The organism is Rhizobium sp. BK602, from assembly GCF_014195095.1.
Classification (GTDB): domain Bacteria; phylum Pseudomonadota; class Alphaproteobacteria; order Rhizobiales; family Rhizobiaceae; genus Rhizobium.
The window spans coordinates 431,354-451,845 of record NZ_JACIBC010000002.1 but is presented as its reverse complement, the minus strand read 5'-3'; the positions used below and the strand labels follow the sequence as shown (position 1 = coordinate 451,845).

Sequence of the window (20,492 nt, the reverse complement as noted above, 5' to 3'; positions counted from 1 at the left end):
TCGATTTCATGTTTAGAGCAAGAAACGGCGAAAATAAATCGGATGTCGCGGCACGACTGAACAAGGTTCCACTGCCTGCCGATCCGGCGGCGCCTAGCAGAAAAGTGTGAGTACTTGCTTAAATTCCGAAAAAAGGCCATGATTTTCGTGTTTTACCGTGGCCATGAAAGGACTTGAGGAGATGGGAACGACGCAATCGCCAGACATCGCCGCCAAGCCGTCGCCTGTAGCGGCCAATGCGGCCGGCGATGCCATAGAGCCTGTCCTGCCGCTCGAACTGCTTGAGCTGGAGCTGTCGCTCGACGGCTTTTCCGGTGGCGAAGTGGGATTTTGCGAGGCCGTGCGAACCGCAGCCAAGGCGGTCGGCGGTGAATTCCTGTTCGATCTTCCGGCTGCCGGGTTGATCCCCGATTGCCGGCGGCTAGCCGTTCTGTGGGTTCCGCGAGGCGGTGAGGATATCCGCATCATCTTCGCGGCACTTGACGGCGACGGCGCGGAAATTCGCCTGTTGCAGCCGGATGAGGAAACCGAGCATCTGCTGAGCTTCACCGATGCCTTCGTCGATCTGCTGCGGCGCCTGCCGGAAAAGCTGCCCGACGCCGCCTGATTATCCCCCGTCCTGTCGCGCGGCGGAGCTTTCGCGCCTTGCCGAGCGGCGCTATGATTTCGACTGCACATCTGGAGAGCATCAGCGCTTCACGGAATCATTGAAGCTCTCCATCCTATTGTTTTGACGCAATTCCGGGCGGAAAGTCGCGACGCGTTTTTCCTGGAATTGCTCTAATCCGGATATCGAGCCATGCGTATCGTTCCCGTTGCTTCGCTCCTCGCCATCGCGATCACGCTCTCCGCCTGCCAGACGGCGGAGCAGATCCGGGCGGCGGACGAGGCGAAATGCAGCTCCTACGGCTTCAAGCGCGGCACGCAGAATTTCGGCAATTGCCTGATGAATCAGGACTTGAGCCGGCGCGCCGACCAGCGCGCCTTCATGGAAAGCAATGACGACTTCTTCTGGGGACCGCCCTATGTCATCGGGCCGCGCTATTATCATCGTCGCGGCTATTGGTGACACCGAAATCGCCGCCGACAGCGCCCAATCTCAGGTCTTGCCCCTGATCGCCGCCTGTGCCGCCGCAAGCCTTGCGATCGGCACGCGGAACGGCGAACAGGACACATAATCCAGCCCGATTTCCTCGCAGAAATGGATCGAGGCGGGATCGCCGCCATGCTCGCCGCAGATGCCGAGCTTCATGTCGTTGCGGGTGCGGCGGCCACGCTCGGTGGCGATGCGGATCAGCTCTCCCACGCCATCGAAATCCAGCGAAATGAAGGGATCGTGCTCGATGATGCCCTTGCGCTGATAGGTCGGGATGAAGGCGGCGGCATCGTCGCGCGACATGCCGAAGGTGGTTTGCGTCAGGTCGTTGGTGCCGAAAGAGAAGAATTCGGCCGCCTCGGCGATGATATGGGCACGCAGGGCGGCGCGCGGCAGCTCGATCATGGTGCCGACGAGATAGTCGATCTTCATTCCGGCTTCGGTCATCACCGCGCGGGCCACGTCTTCGATGCACGCCTTGACGTAATCCAGCTCGGAGCGCAGGCCGACCAGCGGCACCATGATCTCCGGCACGACGGCCGCGCCCGTCTCCTTGGCAGCGGCGACCGCCGCCTCGAAGATGGCGCGGGCCTGCATCTCGACGATTTCCGGATAGGAAATCGCCAAGCGACAGCCGCGATGGCCGAGCATGGGGTTGAACTCGTGCAGCGCGTCGACGCGCTGGCGCAGGCTCGCCGGCTCCATATCCATGATGCCGGCGACCTCGGCGATCTCCTCGTCCGTCTTCGGCAGGAATTCGTGCAGCGGCGGGTCAAGCAGACGGATGGTGACCGGCAGGCCATGCATGATGGTGAACAGGCCGGTGAAATCGAGGCGTTGCATCGGCAGCAGCTTGGCGAGCGCGGCGCGGCGCCCCTCCTCGCCTTCCGCCAGGATCATCTCGCGCATCACATGGATGCGGTCGCCCTCGAAAAACATATGCTCGGTGCGGCAAAGGCCGATCCCTTCCGCACCAAAGGCGCGGGCGGCGCGGGCGTCCGCCGGCGTATCGGCATTGGTGCGCACCGTCATGCGCCGCGAGCGGTCGGCCCAGGCCATGATGCGGCCGAAATCGCCGGAGAGTTCCGGCTGGATCATCTGCACCTCGCCCTTCAGCACCTGGCCAGTCGAGCCGTCGATGGTGATGACGTCGCCCTTCTTCAGGGTGACGCCGATACCGATCAGCTTTTCGTTGCGCATGTCGATGCGCATGGTGCCGGCGCCGACGACGCAGGGGATGCCCATGCCGCGGGCGACGACCGCCGCATGGCTGGTCATGCCGCCGCGCGTGGTGAGTATGCCCTCGGCGGCATGCATGCCGTGAATGTCTTCCGGGCTCGTCTCGATGCGCACGAGGATGACCTTGCGGCCCTCCTCCTCGGCCATGATCGCCTCCTCCGCGGTGAAGACGATCTCGCCGGTCGCCGCCCCCGGTGACGCCGGCAGGCCGGAGCCGATGACCTCGCGATGCACGCGCGGATCGATGGTCGGGTGCAGGAGTTGATCGAGCGTCGTCGGCTCGATACGCGACACCGCCTCGTCTTCGGTGATGACACCTTCGTCGACCATGTCGACGGCGATCTTCATCGCCGCCTTGGTGGTGCGCTTGCCGGCGCGGGTCTGCAGCATCCAGAGCTTGCCGCGCTCGATGGTGAATTCCAGATCCTGCATGTCGCGGTAGTGCGTTTCGAGCTCGGAACAGATGCGGCGGAATTCGGCGAAGGCTTCCGGCATCAGCTTTTCCATCGACGGACGGTCATAGCCGGAGGCGATGCGGGCGGCCTCGGTGATGCTCTGCGGCGTGCGGATGCCGGCGACGACATCCTCGCCCTGCGCATTGACGAGGAATTCGCCGTAAAGCTCCTTCTCGCCGGTCGAGGGATTGCGGGTGAAGGCGACGCCGGTGGCCGAGGAATTGCCGAGATTGCCGAAGACCATGGCCTGGATATTGACCGCCGTCCCCCAGGCTTCCGGAATATTGTGCAGATGCCGGTAGGTGACGGCGCGCGGGTTCATCCAGCTCGAAAAGACGGCGCCGACCGCGCCCCAAAGCTGCACTTCCGGCTCCTGCGGAAAAGCCTCGCCCAACTCGTCCTCGATGACCGTCTTGTAGAGCGAGACCACCTCTTGCCATTCGACAGCGGAGAGATCGGTATCGAACTCATGGCCGAAGCGGGCCTTCTCATCCTGCAGGATTTCCTCGAAGACCTCGTTGTCGAGACCCATGACGACATCGGCATACATCTGGATGAAGCGGCGATAGCTGTCCCAGGCAAAGCGGGCATCGCCGGCATCGTGGCCGAGCGCCTGCACCGTGGCGTCATTGAGCCCGAGGTTCAGAACGGTATCCATCATGCCGGGCATGGAAGCGCGCCCGCCGGAGCGCACGGAGACGAGCAGCGGCCGCACGGTATCGCCGAATTTGCGTCCGGTGATCACCTCCATCTGCGCCAGCCCCTGCATGATCTGCGGCTTCAGCTCTTCGGGAATAGTCCTGCCGTTCTTGTAATAGAAAGTGCAGGCTTCGCTGACAACCGTCAGGCCGGGCGGAACAGGCAGGCCAAGGCTGCACATCTCCGCGAGATTGGCACCCTTGCCCCCGAGACGCTCAAAGTCCCTGGCGCGTCCTTCGGCCTTCCCATCGCCGAATGTATAGACCCACTTCGTCATTTTCCCCCGTCCAACTCCTGAAGTTGAACTTAATTCATTGAGACGGAAATGAAAATCGACAAATACGGCAAAATGTTGCGTTGCACAATAAATATGAGACGTAGGTTGAATAAACCATACGCTCACAAGGATGCGATAGGATTAAATCCTATTTCGTGTTATCAAAGGTGACAAAGGAGACGTCCATGAGAACGACCCAAGCCCTCAGCATCACGCTTCCGCTGGAAATGGCTCAGATGGTGAAAAATAAGGTTTCGTCTGGCGAGTACGCGAGCGAAAGCGAAGTTATTCGCGATGGCCTGCGCGCTCTGGCCGCTCGTGATGCGGCAATGGAAAGATGGTTGCGCCAAGAGGTCGTCCCGACGATCGAGGCGCATGACGCCAATCCTAGTCGCGGCCTGTCCGCCGAAGAGACCCGCAAGCAGCTACAAGCCCATATGAACTTGCGAAGCGGGCAGAAAATCTAGCTTTCATGAAATATGAGATCATATTCGATGCCGATGCGCGGGCCGATTTGGCCGAACTCTATGATTATCTGCTTCAGGAAGCCGGCGATCGAACGGCGCGGGACTATGTCGAGCGCTTGATTGATCATTGCGCGGCGTTCGAGACGTTTCCGGAGCGTGGCATGCGTCACGATGACATCAGCCCAGGCTTGCGCACGGTAGGATATCGCCACAGGGCGACCATCGCTTTCCGCATCAAAGGGAATACCGTGACCATTATGCGCATATTCCACGGCGGCAGAGAGGTTCGGCTCACGAACGAATAAGGAACAGAATCTTACGCCCCCGCCTCCCGCTTCGCCAAGATCTTGTCGATGCGCATGCCGTCGAGATCGATGATTTCGAAGTGCCAGCCGCCATAGGTGAAGCTTTCGCCGACTTCCGGAAGATGACCGAGCTGATAGAGCGCGAAACCGGCAAGGGTGTGGAAGCTGCTGTCGTCGGAGGTCTCGCGCAGGCCCAGCCGCTGGAAGGCGTCGTAGGCCGGCATCATGCCTTCCATCAACAGCGAGCCGTCGGCGCGCTCGACCACATCCGGCCCCTCATTGTCCATGTCGGGCAGGTCACCGGCGATGGCTTCCAACAGGTCCGTCTGGGTGACGATGCCTTCCAGGCTGCCATATTCGTCGATGACCATGGCGAGGCGAACCGGCGCGCGCTTGAAGCTTTCCAGCACCTTGAAGACGGCCGTCGCTTCGTGAACGACCAAAGGCTGGCGGATGACCGCCATCGGATCGAGCGGCTTGCCGTTCAAAAGCTGGTCGAGCAGATCCTTTTTCAGGATCATGCCGATCGGCTCGTCGATCGAGCCGCGGCCGACCAGGAGCTGCTCGAAGCGACTTTCGCGGATGGTTTTCTGCATTTCCTCCGGCGTGTCGTCGGCATCGATCCAGTCGACCTCCAGCCGCGGCGTCATGATGTCGGAGACATCGCGATCGCCGATGTTGAAGACACGCTCGACAAGCTCCTGCTGCGCCTGCTCCAGAAGGCCGGCTTCCTGACTTTCGGCGACCAGAAGCTTGATCTCCGCCGGAGAATGCAGCGAACCCTCGCCCGTGCCCGGCCGCAGGCCGAAAAGCCGCAACACCAGGTTTCCAAGTCCGTTCAGCACGGTGATCGCCGGACGAAGCAGGAAGAGGAAAAGGCCGAGCGGCCGCACGACGCCCAAGGCCGTGCCTTCGCTGCGCTGCAAGGCCAGGCTCTTCGGCGCGAGCTCACCGAGCACGATATGCAGGGCGGTGATGATGATGAAGGAGATCACCACGGCGACGGCATGCGATCCGGCCGCCGCCCAGGCACCGGGGAGGAAATCGAGAAGCGGCTCCAGCAGATGGGCGAGCGCCGGTTCGCCGACCCAGCCAAGCGCGAGCGAGGAGATGGTGATGCCGAGCTGCGTGGCGGCGAGATTGGCGTCGAGATTGTCGACGGCCTTTTGCAGCGCCTTGGAGTTCATCCGCCCTTCGGCGACGAGCTCGGTCACGCGGCTGCGCCGTACGGAGACGAGAGAAAACTCCGCGGCAACGAAAAAGCCATTGGCCGCGACAAGAAACAATACGGCAAGTATCCCGAGAATATCGAAAATACTGCCATCAGATCCAGACATGCTTCCCTTCCGGGCGGTTCAGCGCCACGTATTGTCGATCGAAAACAAGACTATCACGCTTTATAAGCGCACGGCAGCCGAAGCTGCAATTTCTTGGCATATGGGAACGGTTTTCTCTCTTTCCACCCGGAAAGGAGGCCACTCGAAAAGGGTTCCTTACGCAATCTCGCGCAACCGCTCCGCCGTCTGCAAATCGACGGAAACCAGTTGTGAAACGCCCTGCTCGGCCATGGTGACGCCGAAGAGGCGGTCCATGCGCGCCATGGTGATGGGATTGTGAGTGATGACCACGAAGCGCGTCTCGGTCGAGGCGGCCATCTCGTCCATGAGGTTGCAATAGCGCTCGACATTGTGATCGTCGAGCGGCGCATCCACTTCGTCCAGCACGCAGATCGGCGCGGGATTGGTGAGGAAGACGGCAAAGATCAGCGCCATCGCCGTCAGCGCCTGCTCGCCGCCGGAGAGCAGCGTCATGGTCTGCGGCTTCTTGCCCGGCGGGCGGGCGAGGATTTCGAGGCCGGCCTCCAGCGGATCGTCGGATTCGATCAGCTGCAGTTCGGCCGTACCGCCGCCGAAGAGGTGGGTGAACAGCCGCTGGAACTGCGCGTTGACGACGTCGAAAGCGGCAATCAGCCGTTCTCGGCCTTCGCGGTTGAGGCTCTGGATCGCGCCGCGCAGCTTCCTGATCGCGTCGATGACATCGTCGCGTTCCTTGATCAGCGCCTGCAGCCGCTCGGTCAGCTCCTTGCTTTCCTCCTCGGCGCGCAGATTGACCGCACCCAGGCGTTCGCGCTCGATCTTCAAGCGCTCCACTTCGCGTTCGACCTCCCGCAGATCGGGAATGGCCTGCGTCGCCGACAGGCCCGCCAGCCGCAGCGCCTCATGCGGCTCGACATTCAGCGCCTGGCGGATGCGCAGCTCGCTTTCCTGGCGGCGTTCGCGGGCGGATACCAGCCGCTCCTCGACGCGGCCGCGCTTTTCGCGGCTTTCGGCCAGTTCCGACAGGGCCGTCGCCGCCTGGCGGTCGGCCTCGCGCTGAACGATTTCCGCCTCGGCGAGACGATCGGCCGCGACGCGGCGGGCCTCTTCGGCCTTCTGCAATTCGTTCATCAGCGCGCGGCGCTTGTCGTCGAATTCGTCGGGGGCAAGATCGAGCTCGGCGGCTTCGTCGCGCGCTTCCTCCTCGCGATCGCGCAGGGTCTGAATGTGCTCCTCGGCGCTTGCGGCGCGCTGGCGCCAGCCGTCGCGCTCCTGCCGGATCGCCAGGATGCGGCGCTGCCGGGCCTCATTTTCGCGGTTCAGCCCCTCATGACGGGCGCGGGCTTCGGCCAGCACGCCACGATCGGTCGCCACGTCCGCCTGCTGATTGCGCAGCTTGAGGTCGATCGCGTTCAGATCGGGGGCGTCTTCCAGCTCGATGCGGGCGTTTTCATCCTGCACGGCGACGTCTTCCAACTGCGTCTGCAGATGGCTGACGGCCTCGGTGATCACATCCCTTCGGCGGATCAGATCGCCGGAGGCGCGCTCGGCCGCCGCCAGAGCCTCACGGGCTTCGCCAAGATGACGCGCTGCAAGCCGGCTGGCATCACGCGCGATCACCAGCTGCCCTTCTTCCGCCCGGATAGCCTCGCCGGCCGCGGCAAAACGCTCTTCGGCCTCGGTCAGGACATCGCGGGCGAGCTCGACTTCCGCCTCGAGTTCGGCAAGGCGGTTCTTCTGCGCCAGCCGCAGGGCCGCCGCGCTCGGCGCGTCAGCCCCGGTCACATGGCCATCCCAGCGATAGACGGCACCATCCCTGGTCACCAGCCGCTGACCGGGTTTCAACGACGGCATCAGGCGCTGGGCATCGGCAGCAGCGGCCAGACCGATCTGGCGCAGGCGCCGGGTCAGCACGGCCGGCGCCCGCACATGCGAAATCAGCGGCGTGACGCCTTCCGGTAAGGCGGGATCGGCGCTGCCGCTGCCATTGTCCGACCAATGAGCCGGCGCTTGCGGGTCGAGAGGCGATTCCAGATCATCGCCAAGGGCGGCGCCAAGCGCGGTCTCGAAACCACGATCGACGCGCAGGTCTTCGGCAACCGGCGGAAATGCACCGGAGGCGGCACCGGCCGCCAGCATCTTGGAGATGGTACGGGCTTCCGTTTCCAGGGCGTTCAGCCGCGAGCGGGCCTGATCGACCGGCGTGCGCGACAGCGCTTCGGTCTCGCGCGCCCTGGCAAGCGCTGCTTCGACGCTCTGGATTACCGCCTCGGCGTCGGCCACCACGGCCTCCGCCGCCTCGACCATATCGCGTTTCTCGCCGGGGTCCGGCAGGGTCGCGATCTTCTCGCCGATCGCGGCAAGCTCGCCGCTCGCCTCATCCATCTGCCGCTCCAGCCGCATCTTGCGGTCGGCGAGATCGCGAATGGCGCGTTCGAGCTGGTTGCGGGCGGCAGCGGCCTCGGCCCGCTCCGCCGTCAGCGCGGCAAAGACGCGTTCGCTGTCGGCAAGCTTGGCGGCGGCGCTCTCGAAAGCCTCGTGCGTCTCTTCCGCAAGCCGACCGGAATCGGCGAGGATTTCCGCGATATCGGCCTCTTCGGCATCAAGCTTGGCAAGGATGGCGGCATTGTCGGCGACAAGGCGCTCCTCGCGGCGGATGTCTTCCGCCAATTGCGCCAGGCGCCGGGTCAGCTCATCGCGGCGGCGCAGGATGCGATTGGCATCCTCTTCCAGCTGATTGCGGGCGAATTGCAAGCGTTGCAAAGCGGCCGCGGCCTTCGCCTCGTCTTCGCGCAGTTCCGGCAGCTTGAAGCTGGCGATACCCTGCGCCTTCGCCGCCTCCATCTGCAGCTGAGCCTTCTCGGCGACCAGCACGGTGGCCTGATTGAGCGCGCTGTCGGCCTCGGCCTCGGCTTCCTTCGCCTGCACCCAGCGGATATGCAGAAGCATGGCCTCACGAGCGCGGATATCGGCGGACAACATCTTGAAGCGATTGGCCTGCCGGGCCTGGCGCTTCAGGCTCTCGATCTGGCTTTCGAGCTGCGAGGTCACGTCGTCGAGGCGCTCGAGATTGCTTTCGGCGGCGCGCAGACGCAGTTCCGCCTCATGCCGGCGCGAATGCAGGCCGGAAATGCCGGCCGCCTCTTCAAGAAGCTGGCGGCGGGCCTGGGGCTTGGCCTGGATCAATTCACCGATACGCCCCTGGCCGACCATCGACGGCGAGCGTGCGCCCGTGGACGCATCGGCGAAGAGAAGCTGCACATCCTTGGCGCGGGCTTCCTTGCCGTTGATACGATAGAGCGAGCCCTGCTCGCGCTCGATACGGCGGGTGACCTGGATTTCGTCGCTGTCGTTGAAGGCGGCAGGCGCGGTGCGGTCGCTATTGTCGAGATAGAGGCCGACTTCGGCGGTGTTGCGCGCCGGGCGGTTGCCGGAACCGGAAAAGATGACGTCGTCCATGCCGGAGGCGCGCATGTTCTTGTAGGAATTCTCGCCCATGACCCAGCGTAGCGCCTCGACCAGGTTGGACTTGCCGCAGCCGTTGGGGCCGACGACGCCGGTCAGGCCACGCTCGATGACGAATTCCGCCGGTTCCACGAAGGACTTGAAGCCGACGAGACGAAGCCTGTTGAACTTCATGGGCTAAACCTCCTTCTCCCACACAGGGAGAAGGTAACAGGTAGTCGCAAAAAAGCGGGCGCGCGGGTTTCCCCGCCGCCCGCCCTTTGCAAAAGGCGCGGATCAGAGAAGGCTGTCGATGAGCTTCGACATGGCACCAACCGACATGTCTCCCGCATAGCGCTTGCCGTTGATCAGGAAGGTCGGCGTCGCATTGACGCCGAAATCCTTGGCTGCGCGTTCCCGTACTGAATTGACATCATCCAGAAGCTTCTGGTTCGTCAAGCACTTCGTAAAGCTATCCTCAGTAAAACCGGCAAGTTTCGACATTTGCAGCAGTGCATCGCGGCCGTTGACATCCGGCGAGGCCCAGGCGATCTGCTGCTTGAACAGCATTTCCACCATCGGCACGTACTGTTCCTGCGGCGCGCAACGGGCCAGCATGAAGGCGGCCGCGGCGCGCGGATCGAACGGGAATTCGCGGATGATGAAGCGAACCTTGCCGGTGTCGACATATTTCTGCTTGATCGCATCGAAGGTCGTCACGGCGAAATGCGCGCAGTGCGGGCAGGTCAGCGACATGTATTCGACGATCTTGACCGGAGCGTCTTCCTTGCCAAGCGCGATCTCCGGCAGGGCGCCGGGCTTCAGCACTTCGTTCATGTCGACGCTGCCGTCGGCCGTCGGGATTGCGTCCTCCGGCGTGGCGGCGGTGCTGGTGGTCTCCTGCGCACCGCCGGCCGTCGTGGCGTTGGCGGCGAATGCGGCGGTGTCGGCAACGGCCGCGAACGCCACGGAAAGTGCTGCGGCGGCAGTGCCGCCCAGCAGGTGGCGTTTGGTCAAGAACATGTCGGACATCGGCATAGAGTCACCCGTGGGTTAAGAGGTCATTGATGGTCCATTGCGATATAACGGCTGATTGCCGCTAACAAGGCACGGTCAACCAACTTTCTTCAAAGAATTGTGACCTGGAGAAGACGGATGGATTAAATTATCGTCAGGATTGCATGGGAATCGTTCCGCGAATGCACCGCCGATGCTATCTGCGATAAACTTCGCGACGATTTCCGACCCGAACGATCAAAATCCGTATGGCGCTGTCTTCGATATGAGCAATTATGCGATAGTCGCCAACACGATATTTCCAGAAGTCGCCCAGTTCGGAGCCTTTCAAAGCCTCGCCGACCGAGCGCGGGTCTTCGAGCTTGGCTATACGTTCGTGAAGGAACTTCAATATCCGGCGCGATGTCTCATGCCCGAGTTTTTCAAGCTCCCGCTCCGCAGGCCGCAGGAACTCAATCCTCCACGCCATGGCGTGCCATTAATTCAGCCAGGGAAACAGTAGTGTCGCCTTCGCCACGGCGAAACTCTTCCAGACGCTTTTCCGCAAGATAGATATCCTCAAGATCGTCCAGATGCTCCAGGATCGCTTCGCGAGCATAAAAGCTTTTGCTGCGCCCGGTGCGTTTGGCCAGCTCATCAAGCCTTGCTTCAATTTCCGGCGGCAGTCTCAAAGCCAGCATCGTCATTTCTCCCGATAGCTATACATGTATAGCATCGTAGATATGAACATGCCATGCATTTCCCGACATCGTGGTATTTCTATCTCCTGCCCCGCCGCCAAACCATCGCCGTGCCCAGTCTTTGCACGGCCGCCCGCAGCTTGTCGTCCTCGATGCCCTCCATCATGTCTTCCAGCTTTTGCGCCGCCTCGCCCTTCAGCGGCGGCGGGGTACGGGAGCGTTTGGAGGCGACCGAGACCGGCTTTTGGACGATGCGGATCTGATTGACGGCGTGGAAGCCGAAGAAGCCGTTGATGCGCTGGATCAGTTCGCCCTGCGCGTGGGTGAGGAAGAGGGCGCGGGCGCCCTCGCAGGCGATGGTCAGCACGCCGGGCTGATAGCCGCCATCGTCACCCGCATGGCCGCGCTTGGCCCAGGCGATCTTTTCCGGCCGGGTGCATTCGGCAAAATCCTCACCAGCGATCTCGTCCCAGGAGCCGAGCAACGCCGTATTGATGCCGGCGCGCTTGGCCAGCACGGGATCGATGATGCCGTTGGTCAACTCGGAGATCTGCTTCTCGCCTTTTCGGGGATAACTCATCTGATAAAAGGGTCCGGAACCTCGTTTGCGCCTCCGGGACCTTGATCGCCCGGCGCAGCTTGGCCAAGTATAGAGCACTTCTCCTCGATGCGGCAAATCATGACGACGACAACAGCATCCCCAACGGCCGCGCCCCTGCTCGCCTGGTACGACCGCCATCATCGCGACCTGCCGTGGCGCATTTCGCCGCCGATGGCCGCGCGCGGCATCCGGCCCGATCCCTACCATATCTGGCTGTCCGAGGTGATGCTGCAGCAGACCACCGTGCCGGCGGTCAAGGCCTATTTCGCCAAGTTCCTCGCGCGCTGGCCGACGGTCGGCGACCTCGCGGCGGCACCGACCGACGATGTCATGGCCGCCTGGGCCGGGCTCGGCTACTATGCCCGCGCCCGCAACCTGAAGAAATGCGCGGAGGCCGTGGCGTCTGAGCATGGTGGGCGTTTCCCCGACACCGAGGAGGGCTTGCGAGCCCTGCCGGGGATCGGCGACTATACGGCCGCGGCGGTTGCGGCGATCGCCTTCAACCGGCAGGCGGCCGTGATGGACGGCAATGTCGAGCGCGTCATCTCCCGGCTTTACGCCATCTCGGCCCCCCTGCCCGCCGCCAAACCGCTGATGAAGCAGAAGGTGGCATTGCTGACCCCGGCCGACCGGCCGGGCGATTTCGCGCAGGCAATGATGGATCTGGGCGCCACAATCTGCACGCCGAAGCGGCCGGCCTGCGCGCTCTGTCCCTTCAACGATGCCTGCGAGGCGCTTGCCGCCCACGATCCGGAGCAGTTTCCGGTGAAGGCCGCGAAGAAGGAAAAGCCGGTGCGGCAGGGCGCGGCCTTCGTGGCGGTCAATCGCGACGGCGAGATCTATCTGCGCCGGCGCGTCGCCAGCGGCCTGCTCGGCGGCATGACGGAGGTGCCGACCACCGGCTGGACGGCGCGGATCGATGGCGAAACCGGCATGGACGCCGCTCCCTTCCCGGCCGATTGGCAAATGGCGGGAACGGTGACGCATGTTTTCACCCATTTCGAGCTGCGACTGTCGATCTATCGCGCGCGGGTGACGTCAACCGGGGACGGCAATGACGGATGGTGGGAGCCGGTTACAAATCTTGAAGCTCAGGCGCTGCCGACAGTCATGAAAAAAGCAATCGCTCAGGCTATTCCCAATGCGTTCGCGAAGACCGGCGCATTCATCGAGGCCAGCGCCTAACACATCAGGAAAGCATACATGACGACAGAAATCCGCCACATCGTGTTCGATATCGGCAAGGTTCTTCTCCATTACGATCCGAGCCTTCCCTATAGCCGCATCATTCCCGACGAGGCCGAGCGCGCCTGGTTTTTCGCCAATGTCTGCACCCATGAATGGAACATCGAACAGGATCGTGGCCGCACCTGGGAAGACGCCGAAGCGCTGCTGATAGAAAAGCATCCCGAGCGCGAGGAACAGATCCGCGCCTTCCGCAAATATTGGTATGAGATGGTGCCGCATGCCTATGACGGCAGCGTGGCGATCATGGAGAAGCTGATCGCGGAGGGGCGTGACGTCACCATGCTGACCAATTTCGCCTCGGATACGTTCCGCGAGGCGCAGGCACGCTTCCCCTTCCTCACCAAGACGCGCGGCGTCACCGTATCGGGCGATATCGGCCTGATCAAACCGGACGTCACGATCTACGAAACCCATGCGAAGAGCTTCGGCCTCGACCCGGCATCGACCATCTTCATCGACGACACGCTCATCAACGTCGAAGGTGCCAGGGCCGCCGGCTGGCATGCGGTCCATTTTACCGACGCGGAAAAGCTCAGAAGCGATCTAGCCACCTACGGCATCGAGGTTTGAAGAGATGATATTTGACCCGGCAGAACGCATCACCCTGTTCCATGACGCCATCAATCAGCTCGACTACGAGACGATCGAGAACTTCTTCGCCGAGGATGCCACCTATGTCTCGAACGGCGTCGGCAGCCTTGCCGGCCGCGAGGCGATCATGGAAGCATTCCGCGGCTATTTCGACACCTATCCGGATCAGACTGCCGTCAATTCACTGGTGGAAACGCTGACGCCGCTTTCGGGCCGCTCCGTCTGGTCCGTCCGGGCGACGAACAGCAAGACCGGCAAGCCGCTGGTCCGCGAGGGCGAGGAAACGATCACCTTCGATGAAGAGGGCCGCGTCGTGCGCGTCGATGTGACGGATTATCAGGAATTCTGAGCCGAGAGGCCACGCCTTTAAAAAATGGCGCCCAGGGCTCGCATAATCCTTGCTTGAAGCCATGCGGATTCGCGAGGATATGCGGTGGCCCTGGGCGTCTCGCCTTCCTCCCTAACTGGAGGTACTCGACGGAAGAAGGCGGGTATGCGGATCTGGCCGCGGCGTGAGCCCGAAAGCCGTGGGGCAGCTCTCGGACGGGCTCGCGCCGATGGGATAGTCGGGATTACTCCACCTTCGCCAGATCGTTGCGGACGATGGACCGGAGTTCGTCGATCGGGCGCAGGGACTGCCCGTCGTCGATGTGCCAGAACGTCCATCCGTTGCATGCATCGAGGCCCTGGACTTTCGCACCAAGACGATGAATCGAGCCGGCCTCGCCGCCCGAGGCGACCGTGCCGTCGGCGCGCACGATGGCGCTATGGCGGCGTCGCGCATCCGTCAGCACCTGGCCGGGCTTGATGAGGCCGCTTTCGACGAGCACGTTGAAGGCGACGCGCGCTTCGGCCTTTTTACCGGTCATGACGGTCAGTTCCGCCTTGCCGAGCGGCTCGACGGAAGCGATGCGGGCGCTGGCGGCATCGATGTAATCCTGCTCGCGCTCGATGCCGACAAAATGACGGCCGAGACGCTTGGCGACGGCGCCGGTCGTGCCCGATCCGAAGAAGGGATCGAGGATGATGTCGCCCGGCTTGGACGAGGCCATGATGACGCGGGCAAGCAGCGCTTCCGGCTTCTGCGTCGGATGCACCTTCTTGCCGTCATCGCCCTTCAGCCGTTCGTTGCCGCTGCAGATCGGGAACAGCCAGTCGGAGCGCATCTGCACATCGTCATTGGCGGCCTTCATGGCGTCGTAGTTGAAGGTATAGCCCTTGGCCTTGGCGTTCGGGCTCGCCCAGATCATCGTCTCATGGGCGTTCTGGAAACGGCGGCCCTTGAAATTCGGCATGGGATTGGTCTTGCGCCAGACGATATCGTTCAAGATCCAGAAGTTCAGATCCTGCAAGGTCGCACCGACGCGGAAGATGTTGTGATAGGAGCCGATGACCCAGATCGTGCCCGTCGGCTTCAGCACGCGTCGGCAGGCGAGCAGCCAGGCGCGGGTGAAGGCGTCATAGGCCTCGAAGGAGGCGAATTGATCCCACTCGTCGTCGACGGCGTCGACCAGCGACTGATCGGGGCGATGCAGCGTGCCGCCGAGCTGCAGATTATACGGCGGGTCGGCGAAGATGACGTCGACGGAATGGGTGGGCAGTGCTTCAAGAGCCGCTACGCAATCGCCCTTGATGATCGTGTCGACCCAAGAGCCCGGCGTTGCGGAAGTCCTGAGATCGGCAAGCGGGAAAACTGACGCCATGTGATACTCGCTGTTACACTTACACGTTACGATTAACTGAGTGTTATGGTTACCTAACTTGGTTACCAAAGGCTAAAGCGAGCCGCAGATTTTACGATTTCCCGGAAATAAAGACTGCGGTCGTCACGGAACTTCCGCCGGCCCCGATCCGTCATGCCTCGACCGGCTGTCGGCCGGCGCCTCCTCCCGTTCGTTCATGCCATAGTCGCGCAACACATGCGCGATCCGCAGCCGGTAATCCGCGAAAATGCCGCCGCGCCCGGCCTTCTGCGCGGCGCGATGTGCCTCGCGGTTGCGCCACTCCGCAACCGCCGCCTCGTCGCGCCAGAAGGACAGTGACAGGACCTTGCCGGGCTGGGTGAGACTTTCGAAACGTTCGACGGAGATGAAGCCGTCTATCGTGTCGAGTTCGGCGCGCAGCTTGCCGGCGATATCAAGATAATGATGGCGTTCGCCCGCTTGCGGCGTGACTTCGAAGATGACCACGATCATGGCGATATCCTCGGCGCGTGCGGCAGGGAGACATTTTTCAGGAAGATGCGGTCCTCCCGGAGAATGAAGCGTTCGCGGCGAGCGAAATCATAATTCGCCCGGCCGAGCGGATCGGCGACGAGACGGGCGCGATAGGCTTCGTAAGCCGCAAGGCTCTCGATGTTGTAGACGCCGTAGGCTGTCGTCGCAGACCCTTCATGCGGGCCGAAATAGCCGATGAGGTCGGCGCCGTTGCGCGGGATGGCCTGCCCCCAGGCTTTGGCATATTCGGCGAAGGCATCCTTCTTGAACGGGTCAATCTCGTAGCGGATGAAACAGGTGATCATGGTTTTCTCCTTTGCTGACGGAGTTGGTATCGCACATTGCATGACGTCGATGCTTCGGTTAGGATCGAAGTATGAAGGAAGGTCCTGACATAGCGCAAATCGGCGCGTTGATCGGCGATCCGGCGCGGGCGAACATGCTGACCGCGCTGATGGGCGGCCGTGCGCTGACGGCGACGGAGCTGGCGGCCGCCGGCGGCATCACGCTGCAGACGGCGAGCACGCATCTGTCCAAGCTCGAAGCGGGCGGGTTGCTGGCGCAGCGCAAGCAGGGCCGCCATCGTTATTTCGCGCTGGCCGACGACGGCGTCGGCAAGCTGCTTGAGGGTATCATGGGCTTTGCCGCAAGCCGCGGACATCTGCGCCATCGCCCCGGACCAAAAGAACCCGCCCTGCGCAAGGCACGCATCTGCTACGACCACCTCGCCGGCGACTATGGCGTGCGCATGCTCGACAGCCTGATCGCGACCGGCGCGATCTCGGCACTCGGCGAGGGCCTGGACCTGACGGAGCGCGGCGAAGCGCATCTTCATGCGATCGGCATCGATGTCGGCGGATTGCGCGCGACCCGTCGTCCTCTCTGCCGCGCCTGCCTCGACTGGAGCGAACGGCGCACGCATCTGGCCGGCGGGCTCGGCAAGGCACTGCTGTCCAGCTTCTTCGACAGGGGCTGGGCGCGGCGAACGGAAAACAGCCGCTCGATCCAGTTCACGCCCGAGGGCGAGCGCCGCTTCCTGGCGCTGTTTCCCCTCGAGGCCGACAACCGCGCCAGCGAGAGGGAAAGCGCCGAATAGCGGCGCAAGAGGGCATCTTTCCCGAGCGCCTCGACCGCCGGCCGGCTTTAGCGCGCACCGACCAATATGCCCTCGAAATTGTTTGCGGCGATACGGTCGCATAGATTGCTCCACTCGCAACGAATGCAGGCTTGGCGAATTTCGCCGCCGGCGAAGCTCTGTCGCAATCTGGTCAGCAGACCGGCATCCGGAACAAGGATGGAACCGGGGCGGACATCCATCCCCAGGAGAGCCGCGACATCCGCCAGGGCTGCGGCATCGCGCTCCAGCACCGAGTCGTTGAAGCAATGCGGCTCCTTCTCCTCGAGAAGCGGCGCGCAGATATCGTCGGGACCGGATACGAGCTGGATCTCTTCCCCAGCCGAAAGACGTTCTGCGATGCGGCGGTAATTGGCGGTGAAGGCCGGCGTATAGCCCTCGCCGACGAAGGTCAGCATGCAGAGCAGGTGATGGGCGCGAAGCCGAACAGTCAAATCAGCCGCGCCTTGTCGCCGTAGATTTTTACGCCTGTGAGCACGGCTGCGGCAAGCGCCGACTTCAGGATAGCGCCGAGAATGAAGGGTGCCACACCGAGCGACAGGCCCTCTTGCGCACCAAGCAGCACCGCAAGCCACGCACCGCCGAGCGTCAAACCCAGCGCATTGCCGGCCAGATGCGCCGCGAAGCTATACACGATGCGGTCGCCGCTCCAGCCACGCTCCGCAAGCCAGCCGACCAGCGCCGCCATGATGGGGAAGGAGAGGAGATAGCCAGCCGTCAGGCCCATGAAGGGAGCGATACCACTGGCGCTGCCGGCCAGAACGGGAAAGCCGAGCAGCGCGGCACCCAGCCAGGCGAGAATGGTCAGTGCGCCGAGGCGCCAGCCGTAGAGCGCGCCGATCATCGTGACTGCAAAGCTCTGCATGGTAACCGGTACTGGCACCATCGGCAGGGATACCCATGAGGCAAGCGTCAGGGCGAGCGTCCCGACCATGACGCAGGACGCCTTGACGGCCAGCGACCGTTCACCGAGACCCAGAGGATCGCAAACGGTCTGCTCATGATGAGGCAGCAAGGGCATCCGGCTCTCCTCCCGAATGATGGACGGCTTGAACTCCGTGCATGTCATGACGGAGAACCGCCGGGAGCGCAAGTGTCGGTCATCGCTGCTGCACAGGGGGGCGAAAGCGAACCGCTGAAGCCAATCCGCGACGGCCGCCGGGAATTATCCGACGATCGCAAAGGCTTCGCGTGTCACTCCGGAGGGTGTTCGCACCGGCGCTCGGCCGATCCATTGCACATGCTTCTGCAGGATGGCGGCGGCCTCGTCCACCCGTCCCTGACGCAGGGCGGCGAGAATGGCGCGATGGTCGTGGTCGGTGCGCTTTTCCCAGCCCGATTGCCAGGCGGAGAAGAGGAAACGGGCGCTGGCGGCATGCAGGTCGTCGATCGAGGCGAGAAGACGCGCCATGTCGCAGGGAGCGAGGATCAGGCGATGGAAGCGGCGGTTCGCCTCCTCCCAGGCGCGAACATCGGCGGCCGCGTCCCCTTCCCGCGTCGCCTCCTCGGCGGCATCGAGGATGGCCGGCGTCAGGTGCTGGGCGGCATGCTTCAGCGCCAACCCCTCCAGTGCGGCGCGCATTTCGGCAACTTCGCGCACCTCCTTCAGATCGAAGGAGGCGACGCGAACGCCGCGGCGCGGCACGCTGATGGCCAGCCCCTGCGCCTCCAGGCGCCGGAAGGCCTCGCGCACCGGCACATGGCTGACGCCGAACTCCTCGGCGATGTGATCCTGCCGCAGCCGCGCATCGGGGGCGATTTCGCCGCGAATGATGCGCTCGGCAAGCACCCGGCTGATACGGCTGGCAATCGTGTCGTCGCGCTCTTTGGTCATGAGCGATCCTTAAAGGCGGGCTTCGGGATTGTCGAGCGACAAGGACGGGCCGTGCGCGTCCGGACCGACCCTTTCCACCAGCGCAGTCCAGCCATGCCGGGCGATCGGTTGAGCTTTGCCGGCACATCGTGTAAAGCCGCATCATCCCTTTCAGAGCATGCCCTCGATGCCGCAAGACGGCTTTGGGCAAGCCTATGCCAATTCAAGAACGTCCTTTAAAGGCAGCATATCCTCATGAGCAATGGCTTCGATCTCATCATCTTCGACTGCGACGGCGTCTTGGTCGATTCGGAAATCATCGCGGCGGAAGTCGAATCCAAGCTGCTGACGGATGCGGGCTACCCGATCGGCGTCGAGGAAATGGGCGAGCGCTTCGCGGGCATGACCTGGCAGAACATTCTGTTCGAAGTGGAGCGCGAGGCGAGCATCCCGCTCTCCGCATCCCTCCTCGACAAGTCCGAGAAGCTGCTCGACTTGAGGCTCGCCAACGACGTCAAGGCCATTCCCGGCGTTCCGCTGGCCCTGTCGCGCCTGCCGATGCCGCGTTGCGTCTGCTCGAATTCCAGTTCGGCACGGCTCGACATGATGCTCTCCAAGGTCGGCTACAAGCAGCTCTTTGCGCCACACATCTATTCGGCCAAGGATCTCGGCGCCGACCGCGTCAAGCCGAAGCCGGATATCTTCCTGCACGGCGCCAAGCAGATGAACGTCTCGCCGGCCAAGGCCGTGGTCGTCGAGGATTCCGTGCACGGCGTCCAGGCGGCGCGGGCCGCCGGCATGCGGGTCATCGGCTTCACCGGCGCCTCGCACACCTATCCCTCCCATGCCGACCGCCTGACGGACGCCGGCGCGGAAACGGTCATCGCAAGGATGAGCGACCTGCCCGGCGTGGTGATGGCATTGGCGGACTGGGAAGGGGTTTTGTGAGCGGCCGAACGGTAGGCAATAGGCAATAGGCAATAGGCAATAGGCAATAGGCAATAGGCAATAGGCAATAGGCAATAGAAATTGCGGCTGTGTTGCCCCGATTGCAAGGACAAGGTGACCTTTTACTACTGCCTACTGCCTACTGCCTACATCCTTAGTTTATCGCCGCATGCTTCCGGCGCGCCGGCTTTTCGCCCTTCACGGGCTTCTGAGGCCCTTGATCGAAGCTGAGCTGAACGATGGTGAAGCCGCCGGAGCCGCCTGCGACCTTGATGTCATCCGCGGTGAAGAGAAACTGCGTGGTCGTCTCGCCCGGCGGGATTTCGGCGACGAAGTTGATGGTCTTGTCGTAGAGCGCCGTGTTGTTGTCCATCACGGCGACATGGACCGGCAGGGTCACCTTGCCGGGTCCGCCCTGCGGGCCGGCGACCAGGCGGCCCTGCGCGGCGATATTGATGCCGAGGCTGGTGCCGTCGCTGGTGCACTGGCGCGTCGCCTGGGCGAGCGATGCCTGATAGGTCAGCTGGTTCGGATCGTCCTTGGCGCCCTTGGCGTAGGTGCGATAGGTGGAGGCCTCGTCGCGGATCACGACCTGCGGGCATTTGCCGGCGACATAGGCCTGGCCACCGGAAACCGGCTGGGCGGCTGCCGCCTGCGGCGCCACCGTCACATCCGTCGCGGGCTCCTTGTCGCCGCTGCTGCTACCGAGGCCGAGAGAACTGCAACCGGCCAGCAATGCCAGAAGCGAAGCGGAGAAGAGACGACGCGAAACCCTGCCAAACACTATTAATTCCACCCTCTGCATATAATTTACATTATCGGCCTGCAGCCTGTTCGACGGGCCTTTTATGACACTTGGCGATGGTCTATACCAGCGACGCAGCGAAAAATCGATTGGGTAGGCACGTTTTGGCTCACTTTTCGACGTCGACAGATTGGCGCAAG

Annotated in this window: 23 protein-coding genes; 9 read left to right on the top strand and 14 right to left on the bottom strand. The window is 62.9% G+C overall.

The annotated features are described in order from the left end of the window. The first annotated feature begins 181 nt into the window (after positions 1–181). Both FHX11_RS07600 and FHX11_RS07595 read left to right on the top strand, forming a co-directional pair. A complete protein-coding gene (locus tag FHX11_RS07600; RefSeq protein WP_184356641.1) occupies positions 182–607 on the top strand; it encodes a hypothetical protein in 426 nt (141 codons plus the stop codon). Positions 608–799: 192 nt separating this feature from the next. Then, positions 800–1,069, top strand: coding sequence for a hypothetical protein (locus FHX11_RS07595; protein ID WP_184356639.1), 270 nt, complete (start codon positions 800–802; stop codon positions 1,067–1,069). 30 nt (positions 1,070–1,099) lie between these two features. Here the strand turns inward: FHX11_RS07595 and ppdK are convergent, their stop codons facing one another. Next, entirely contained in the window at positions 1,100–3,766 is a 2,667-nt protein-coding gene (gene ppdK, locus FHX11_RS07590) for a pyruvate, phosphate dikinase (protein ID WP_184356637.1), read from the bottom strand. 185 nt (positions 3,767–3,951) lie between these two features. Here ppdK and FHX11_RS07585 point away from each other — a divergent pair, with 185 nt between their 5' ends. After that, on the top strand, positions 3,952–4,233 hold the full coding sequence (locus tag FHX11_RS07585; RefSeq protein ID WP_184356636.1) for a type II toxin-antitoxin system ParD family antitoxin: 282 nt from the start codon (positions 3,952–3,954) through the stop codon (positions 4,231–4,233). Between the two features lie 5 nt (positions 4,234–4,238). After that, positions 4,239–4,538, top strand: a complete 300-nt coding sequence (locus tag FHX11_RS07580; protein WP_184356634.1) for a type II toxin-antitoxin system RelE/ParE family toxin — start codon at positions 4,239–4,241, stop codon at positions 4,536–4,538. Positions 4,539–4,549: 11 nt separating this feature from the next. On the opposite strand, the gene FHX11_RS07575 is transcribed toward FHX11_RS07580, so the two are convergent. The 6 genes from FHX11_RS07575 to FHX11_RS07550 all read right to left on the bottom strand — a co-directional run bounded on the left by FHX11_RS07575 (position 4,550) and on the right by FHX11_RS07550 (position 11,575). After that, entirely contained in the window at positions 4,550–5,875 is a 1,326-nt protein-coding gene (locus FHX11_RS07575; RefSeq protein WP_184356632.1) for a hemolysin family protein, read from the bottom strand. Positions 5,876–6,031: 156 nt separating this feature from the next. Beyond that, positions 6,032–9,493, bottom strand: coding sequence for a chromosome segregation SMC family protein (locus FHX11_RS07570; protein ID WP_184356630.1), 3,462 nt, complete (start codon positions 9,491–9,493; stop codon positions 6,032–6,034). A 102-nt stretch (positions 9,494–9,595) separates the two neighbouring features. Beyond that, on the bottom strand, positions 9,596–10,336 hold the full coding sequence (locus FHX11_RS07565) for a DsbA family protein (RefSeq protein WP_184356628.1): 741 nt from the start codon (positions 10,334–10,336) through the stop codon (positions 9,596–9,598). 175 nt (positions 10,337–10,511) lie between these two features. Then, a complete protein-coding gene (locus tag FHX11_RS07560) occupies positions 10,512–10,784 on the bottom strand; it encodes a type II toxin-antitoxin system RelE/ParE family toxin (RefSeq protein WP_184356626.1) in 273 nt (90 codons plus the stop codon). After that, positions 10,768–10,995, bottom strand: coding sequence for a DUF6290 family protein (locus tag FHX11_RS07555; RefSeq protein WP_184357518.1), 228 nt, complete (start codon positions 10,993–10,995; stop codon positions 10,768–10,770). Before FHX11_RS07555 ends, FHX11_RS07560 begins: the two co-directional genes overlap by 17 nt. A 79-nt stretch (positions 10,996–11,074) precedes the next feature. Next, positions 11,075–11,575 carry a DUF721 domain-containing protein gene (locus tag FHX11_RS07550; protein WP_184356623.1) on the bottom strand — a complete coding sequence of 167 codons (501 nt, stop codon included), beginning with the start codon at positions 11,573–11,575 and terminating at the stop codon, positions 11,075–11,077. A gap of 99 nt (positions 11,576–11,674) precedes the next feature. On the opposite strand from FHX11_RS07550, the gene mutY reads away from it, so the two are divergent. Genes mutY through FHX11_RS07535 form a run of 3 tightly spaced genes read left to right on the top strand, consistent with a single transcriptional unit; the run spans position 11,675 to position 13,784 of the window. Continuing rightward, positions 11,675–12,781, top strand: a complete 1,107-nt coding sequence (gene mutY / locus FHX11_RS07545; RefSeq protein WP_184356621.1) for an A/G-specific adenine glycosylase — start codon at positions 11,675–11,677, stop codon at positions 12,779–12,781. An 18-nt stretch (positions 12,782–12,799) separates the two neighbouring features. Continuing rightward, the gene (locus FHX11_RS07540) at positions 12,800–13,414 is read left to right on the top strand and encodes an HAD family phosphatase (RefSeq protein ID WP_184356619.1); all 615 of its coding nucleotides are present in this window, start codon (positions 12,800–12,802) and stop codon (positions 13,412–13,414) included. Between the two features lie 4 nt (positions 13,415–13,418). Then, positions 13,419–13,784: a nuclear transport factor 2 family protein gene (locus tag FHX11_RS07535; RefSeq protein ID WP_184356617.1), complete on the top strand. Its 366-nt coding sequence runs from the start codon at positions 13,419–13,421 to the stop codon at positions 13,782–13,784. A 223-nt stretch (positions 13,785–14,007) separates the two neighbouring features. On the opposite strand, the gene FHX11_RS07530 is transcribed toward FHX11_RS07535, so the two are convergent. From FHX11_RS07530 to FHX11_RS07520, 3 genes are all read right to left on the bottom strand, one after another. After that, positions 14,008–15,138: a site-specific DNA-methyltransferase gene (locus FHX11_RS07530; RefSeq protein WP_184356615.1), complete on the bottom strand. Its 1,131-nt coding sequence runs from the start codon at positions 15,136–15,138 to the stop codon at positions 14,008–14,010. Positions 15,139–15,261: 123 nt separating this feature from the next. Then, positions 15,262–15,630, bottom strand: coding sequence for an antibiotic biosynthesis monooxygenase (locus tag FHX11_RS07525; RefSeq protein WP_184356613.1), 369 nt, complete (start codon positions 15,628–15,630; stop codon positions 15,262–15,264). Continuing rightward, the gene (locus FHX11_RS07520) at positions 15,627–15,956 is read right to left on the bottom strand and encodes an NIPSNAP family protein (protein WP_184356611.1); all 330 of its coding nucleotides are present in this window, start codon (positions 15,954–15,956) and stop codon (positions 15,627–15,629) included. The genes FHX11_RS07525 and FHX11_RS07520 overlap by 4 nt, the downstream gene beginning before the upstream one ends. Positions 15,957–16,027: 71 nt before the next feature. Here FHX11_RS07520 and FHX11_RS07515 point away from each other — a divergent pair, with 71 nt between their 5' ends. Further along, a complete protein-coding gene (locus FHX11_RS07515; protein WP_184356609.1) occupies positions 16,028–16,747 on the top strand; it encodes a helix-turn-helix transcriptional regulator in 720 nt (239 codons plus the stop codon). Positions 16,748–16,794: 47 nt separating this feature from the next. Here the strand turns inward: FHX11_RS07515 and FHX11_RS07510 are convergent, their stop codons facing one another. The 3 genes from FHX11_RS07510 to FHX11_RS07500 all read right to left on the bottom strand — a co-directional run bounded on the left by FHX11_RS07510 (position 16,795) and on the right by FHX11_RS07500 (position 18,620). Beyond that, a complete protein-coding gene (locus FHX11_RS07510; protein ID WP_184356607.1) occupies positions 16,795–17,220 on the bottom strand; it encodes a DUF1284 domain-containing protein in 426 nt (141 codons plus the stop codon). Continuing rightward, positions 17,217–17,807, bottom strand: a complete 591-nt coding sequence (locus tag FHX11_RS07505) for a biotin transporter BioY (RefSeq protein ID WP_184356605.1) — start codon at positions 17,805–17,807, stop codon at positions 17,217–17,219. Before FHX11_RS07505 ends, FHX11_RS07510 begins: the two co-directional genes overlap by 4 nt. A gap of 144 nt (positions 17,808–17,951) precedes the next feature. Beyond that, positions 17,952–18,620, bottom strand: a complete 669-nt coding sequence (locus tag FHX11_RS07500) for a GntR family transcriptional regulator (RefSeq protein WP_184356603.1) — start codon at positions 18,618–18,620, stop codon at positions 17,952–17,954. 234 nt (positions 18,621–18,854) lie between these two features. Between FHX11_RS07500 and FHX11_RS07495 the strand changes: the two genes are divergently transcribed. Further along, positions 18,855–19,547: an HAD family phosphatase gene (locus tag FHX11_RS07495; protein WP_184356601.1), complete on the top strand. Its 693-nt coding sequence runs from the start codon at positions 18,855–18,857 to the stop codon at positions 19,545–19,547. Positions 19,548–19,701: 154 nt separating this feature from the next. On the opposite strand, the gene FHX11_RS07490 is transcribed toward FHX11_RS07495, so the two are convergent. Then, the gene (locus FHX11_RS07490; protein ID WP_184356599.1) at positions 19,702–20,331 is read right to left on the bottom strand and encodes a hypothetical protein; all 630 of its coding nucleotides are present in this window, start codon (positions 20,329–20,331) and stop codon (positions 19,702–19,704) included. Between the last annotated feature and the right edge of the window lie 161 nt (positions 20,332–20,492).

Bases quoted from the DNA above. Each gene is read 5' to 3' on its own strand.
- FHX11_RS07570 (WP_184356630.1), bottom strand. From the start codon at position 9,493: ATGAAGTTCAACAGGCTTCGTCTCGTCGGCTTCAAGTCCTTCGTGGAA.
- FHX11_RS07585 (WP_184356636.1), top strand. From the start codon at position 3,952: ATGAGAACGACCCAAGCCCTCAGCATCACGCTTCCGCTGGAAATGGCT.
- FHX11_RS07565 (WP_184356628.1), bottom strand. From the start codon at position 10,336: ATGCCGATGTCCGACATGTTCTTGACCAAACGCCACCTGCTGGGCGGC.
- FHX11_RS07575 (WP_184356632.1), bottom strand. From the start codon at position 5,875: ATGTCTGGATCTGATGGCAGTATTTTCGATATTCTCGGGATACTTGCC.
- FHX11_RS07500 (WP_184356603.1), bottom strand. From the start codon at position 18,620: ATGACCAAAGAGCGCGACGACACGATTGCCAGCCGTATCAGCCGGGTG.
- FHX11_RS07525 (WP_184356613.1), bottom strand. From the start codon at position 15,630: ATGATCGTGGTCATCTTCGAAGTCACGCCGCAAGCGGGCGAACGCCAT.
- FHX11_RS07530 (WP_184356615.1), bottom strand. From the start codon at position 15,138: ATGGCGTCAGTTTTCCCGCTTGCCGATCTCAGGACTTCCGCAACGCCG.
- FHX11_RS07505 (WP_184356605.1), bottom strand. From the start codon at position 17,807: ATGCCCTTGCTGCCTCATCATGAGCAGACCGTTTGCGATCCTCTGGGT.
- FHX11_RS07555 (WP_184357518.1), bottom strand. From the start codon at position 10,995: ATGCTGGCTTTGAGACTGCCGCCGGAAATTGAAGCAAGGCTTGATGAG.
- FHX11_RS07560 (WP_184356626.1), bottom strand. From the start codon at position 10,784: ATGGCGTGGAGGATTGAGTTCCTGCGGCCTGCGGAGCGGGAGCTTGAA.
- FHX11_RS07580 (WP_184356634.1), top strand. From the start codon at position 4,239: ATGAAATATGAGATCATATTCGATGCCGATGCGCGGGCCGATTTGGCC.
- FHX11_RS07600 (WP_184356641.1), top strand. From the start codon at position 182: ATGGGAACGACGCAATCGCCAGACATCGCCGCCAAGCCGTCGCCTGTA.
- FHX11_RS07595 (WP_184356639.1), top strand. From the start codon at position 800: ATGCGTATCGTTCCCGTTGCTTCGCTCCTCGCCATCGCGATCACGCTC.
- ppdK (WP_184356637.1), bottom strand. From the start codon at position 3,766: ATGACGAAGTGGGTCTATACATTCGGCGATGGGAAGGCCGAAGGACGC.
- FHX11_RS07495 (WP_184356601.1), top strand. From the start codon at position 18,855: ATGAGCAATGGCTTCGATCTCATCATCTTCGACTGCGACGGCGTCTTG.
- FHX11_RS07515 (WP_184356609.1), top strand. From the start codon at position 16,028: ATGAAGGAAGGTCCTGACATAGCGCAAATCGGCGCGTTGATCGGCGAT.
- FHX11_RS07550 (WP_184356623.1), bottom strand. From the start codon at position 11,575: ATGAGTTATCCCCGAAAAGGCGAGAAGCAGATCTCCGAGTTGACCAAC.
- FHX11_RS07520 (WP_184356611.1), bottom strand. From the start codon at position 15,956: ATGATCACCTGTTTCATCCGCTACGAGATTGACCCGTTCAAGAAGGAT.
- mutY (WP_184356621.1), top strand. From the start codon at position 11,675: ATGACGACGACAACAGCATCCCCAACGGCCGCGCCCCTGCTCGCCTGG.
- FHX11_RS07540 (WP_184356619.1), top strand. From the start codon at position 12,800: ATGACGACAGAAATCCGCCACATCGTGTTCGATATCGGCAAGGTTCTT.
- FHX11_RS07535 (WP_184356617.1), top strand. From the start codon at position 13,419: ATGATATTTGACCCGGCAGAACGCATCACCCTGTTCCATGACGCCATC.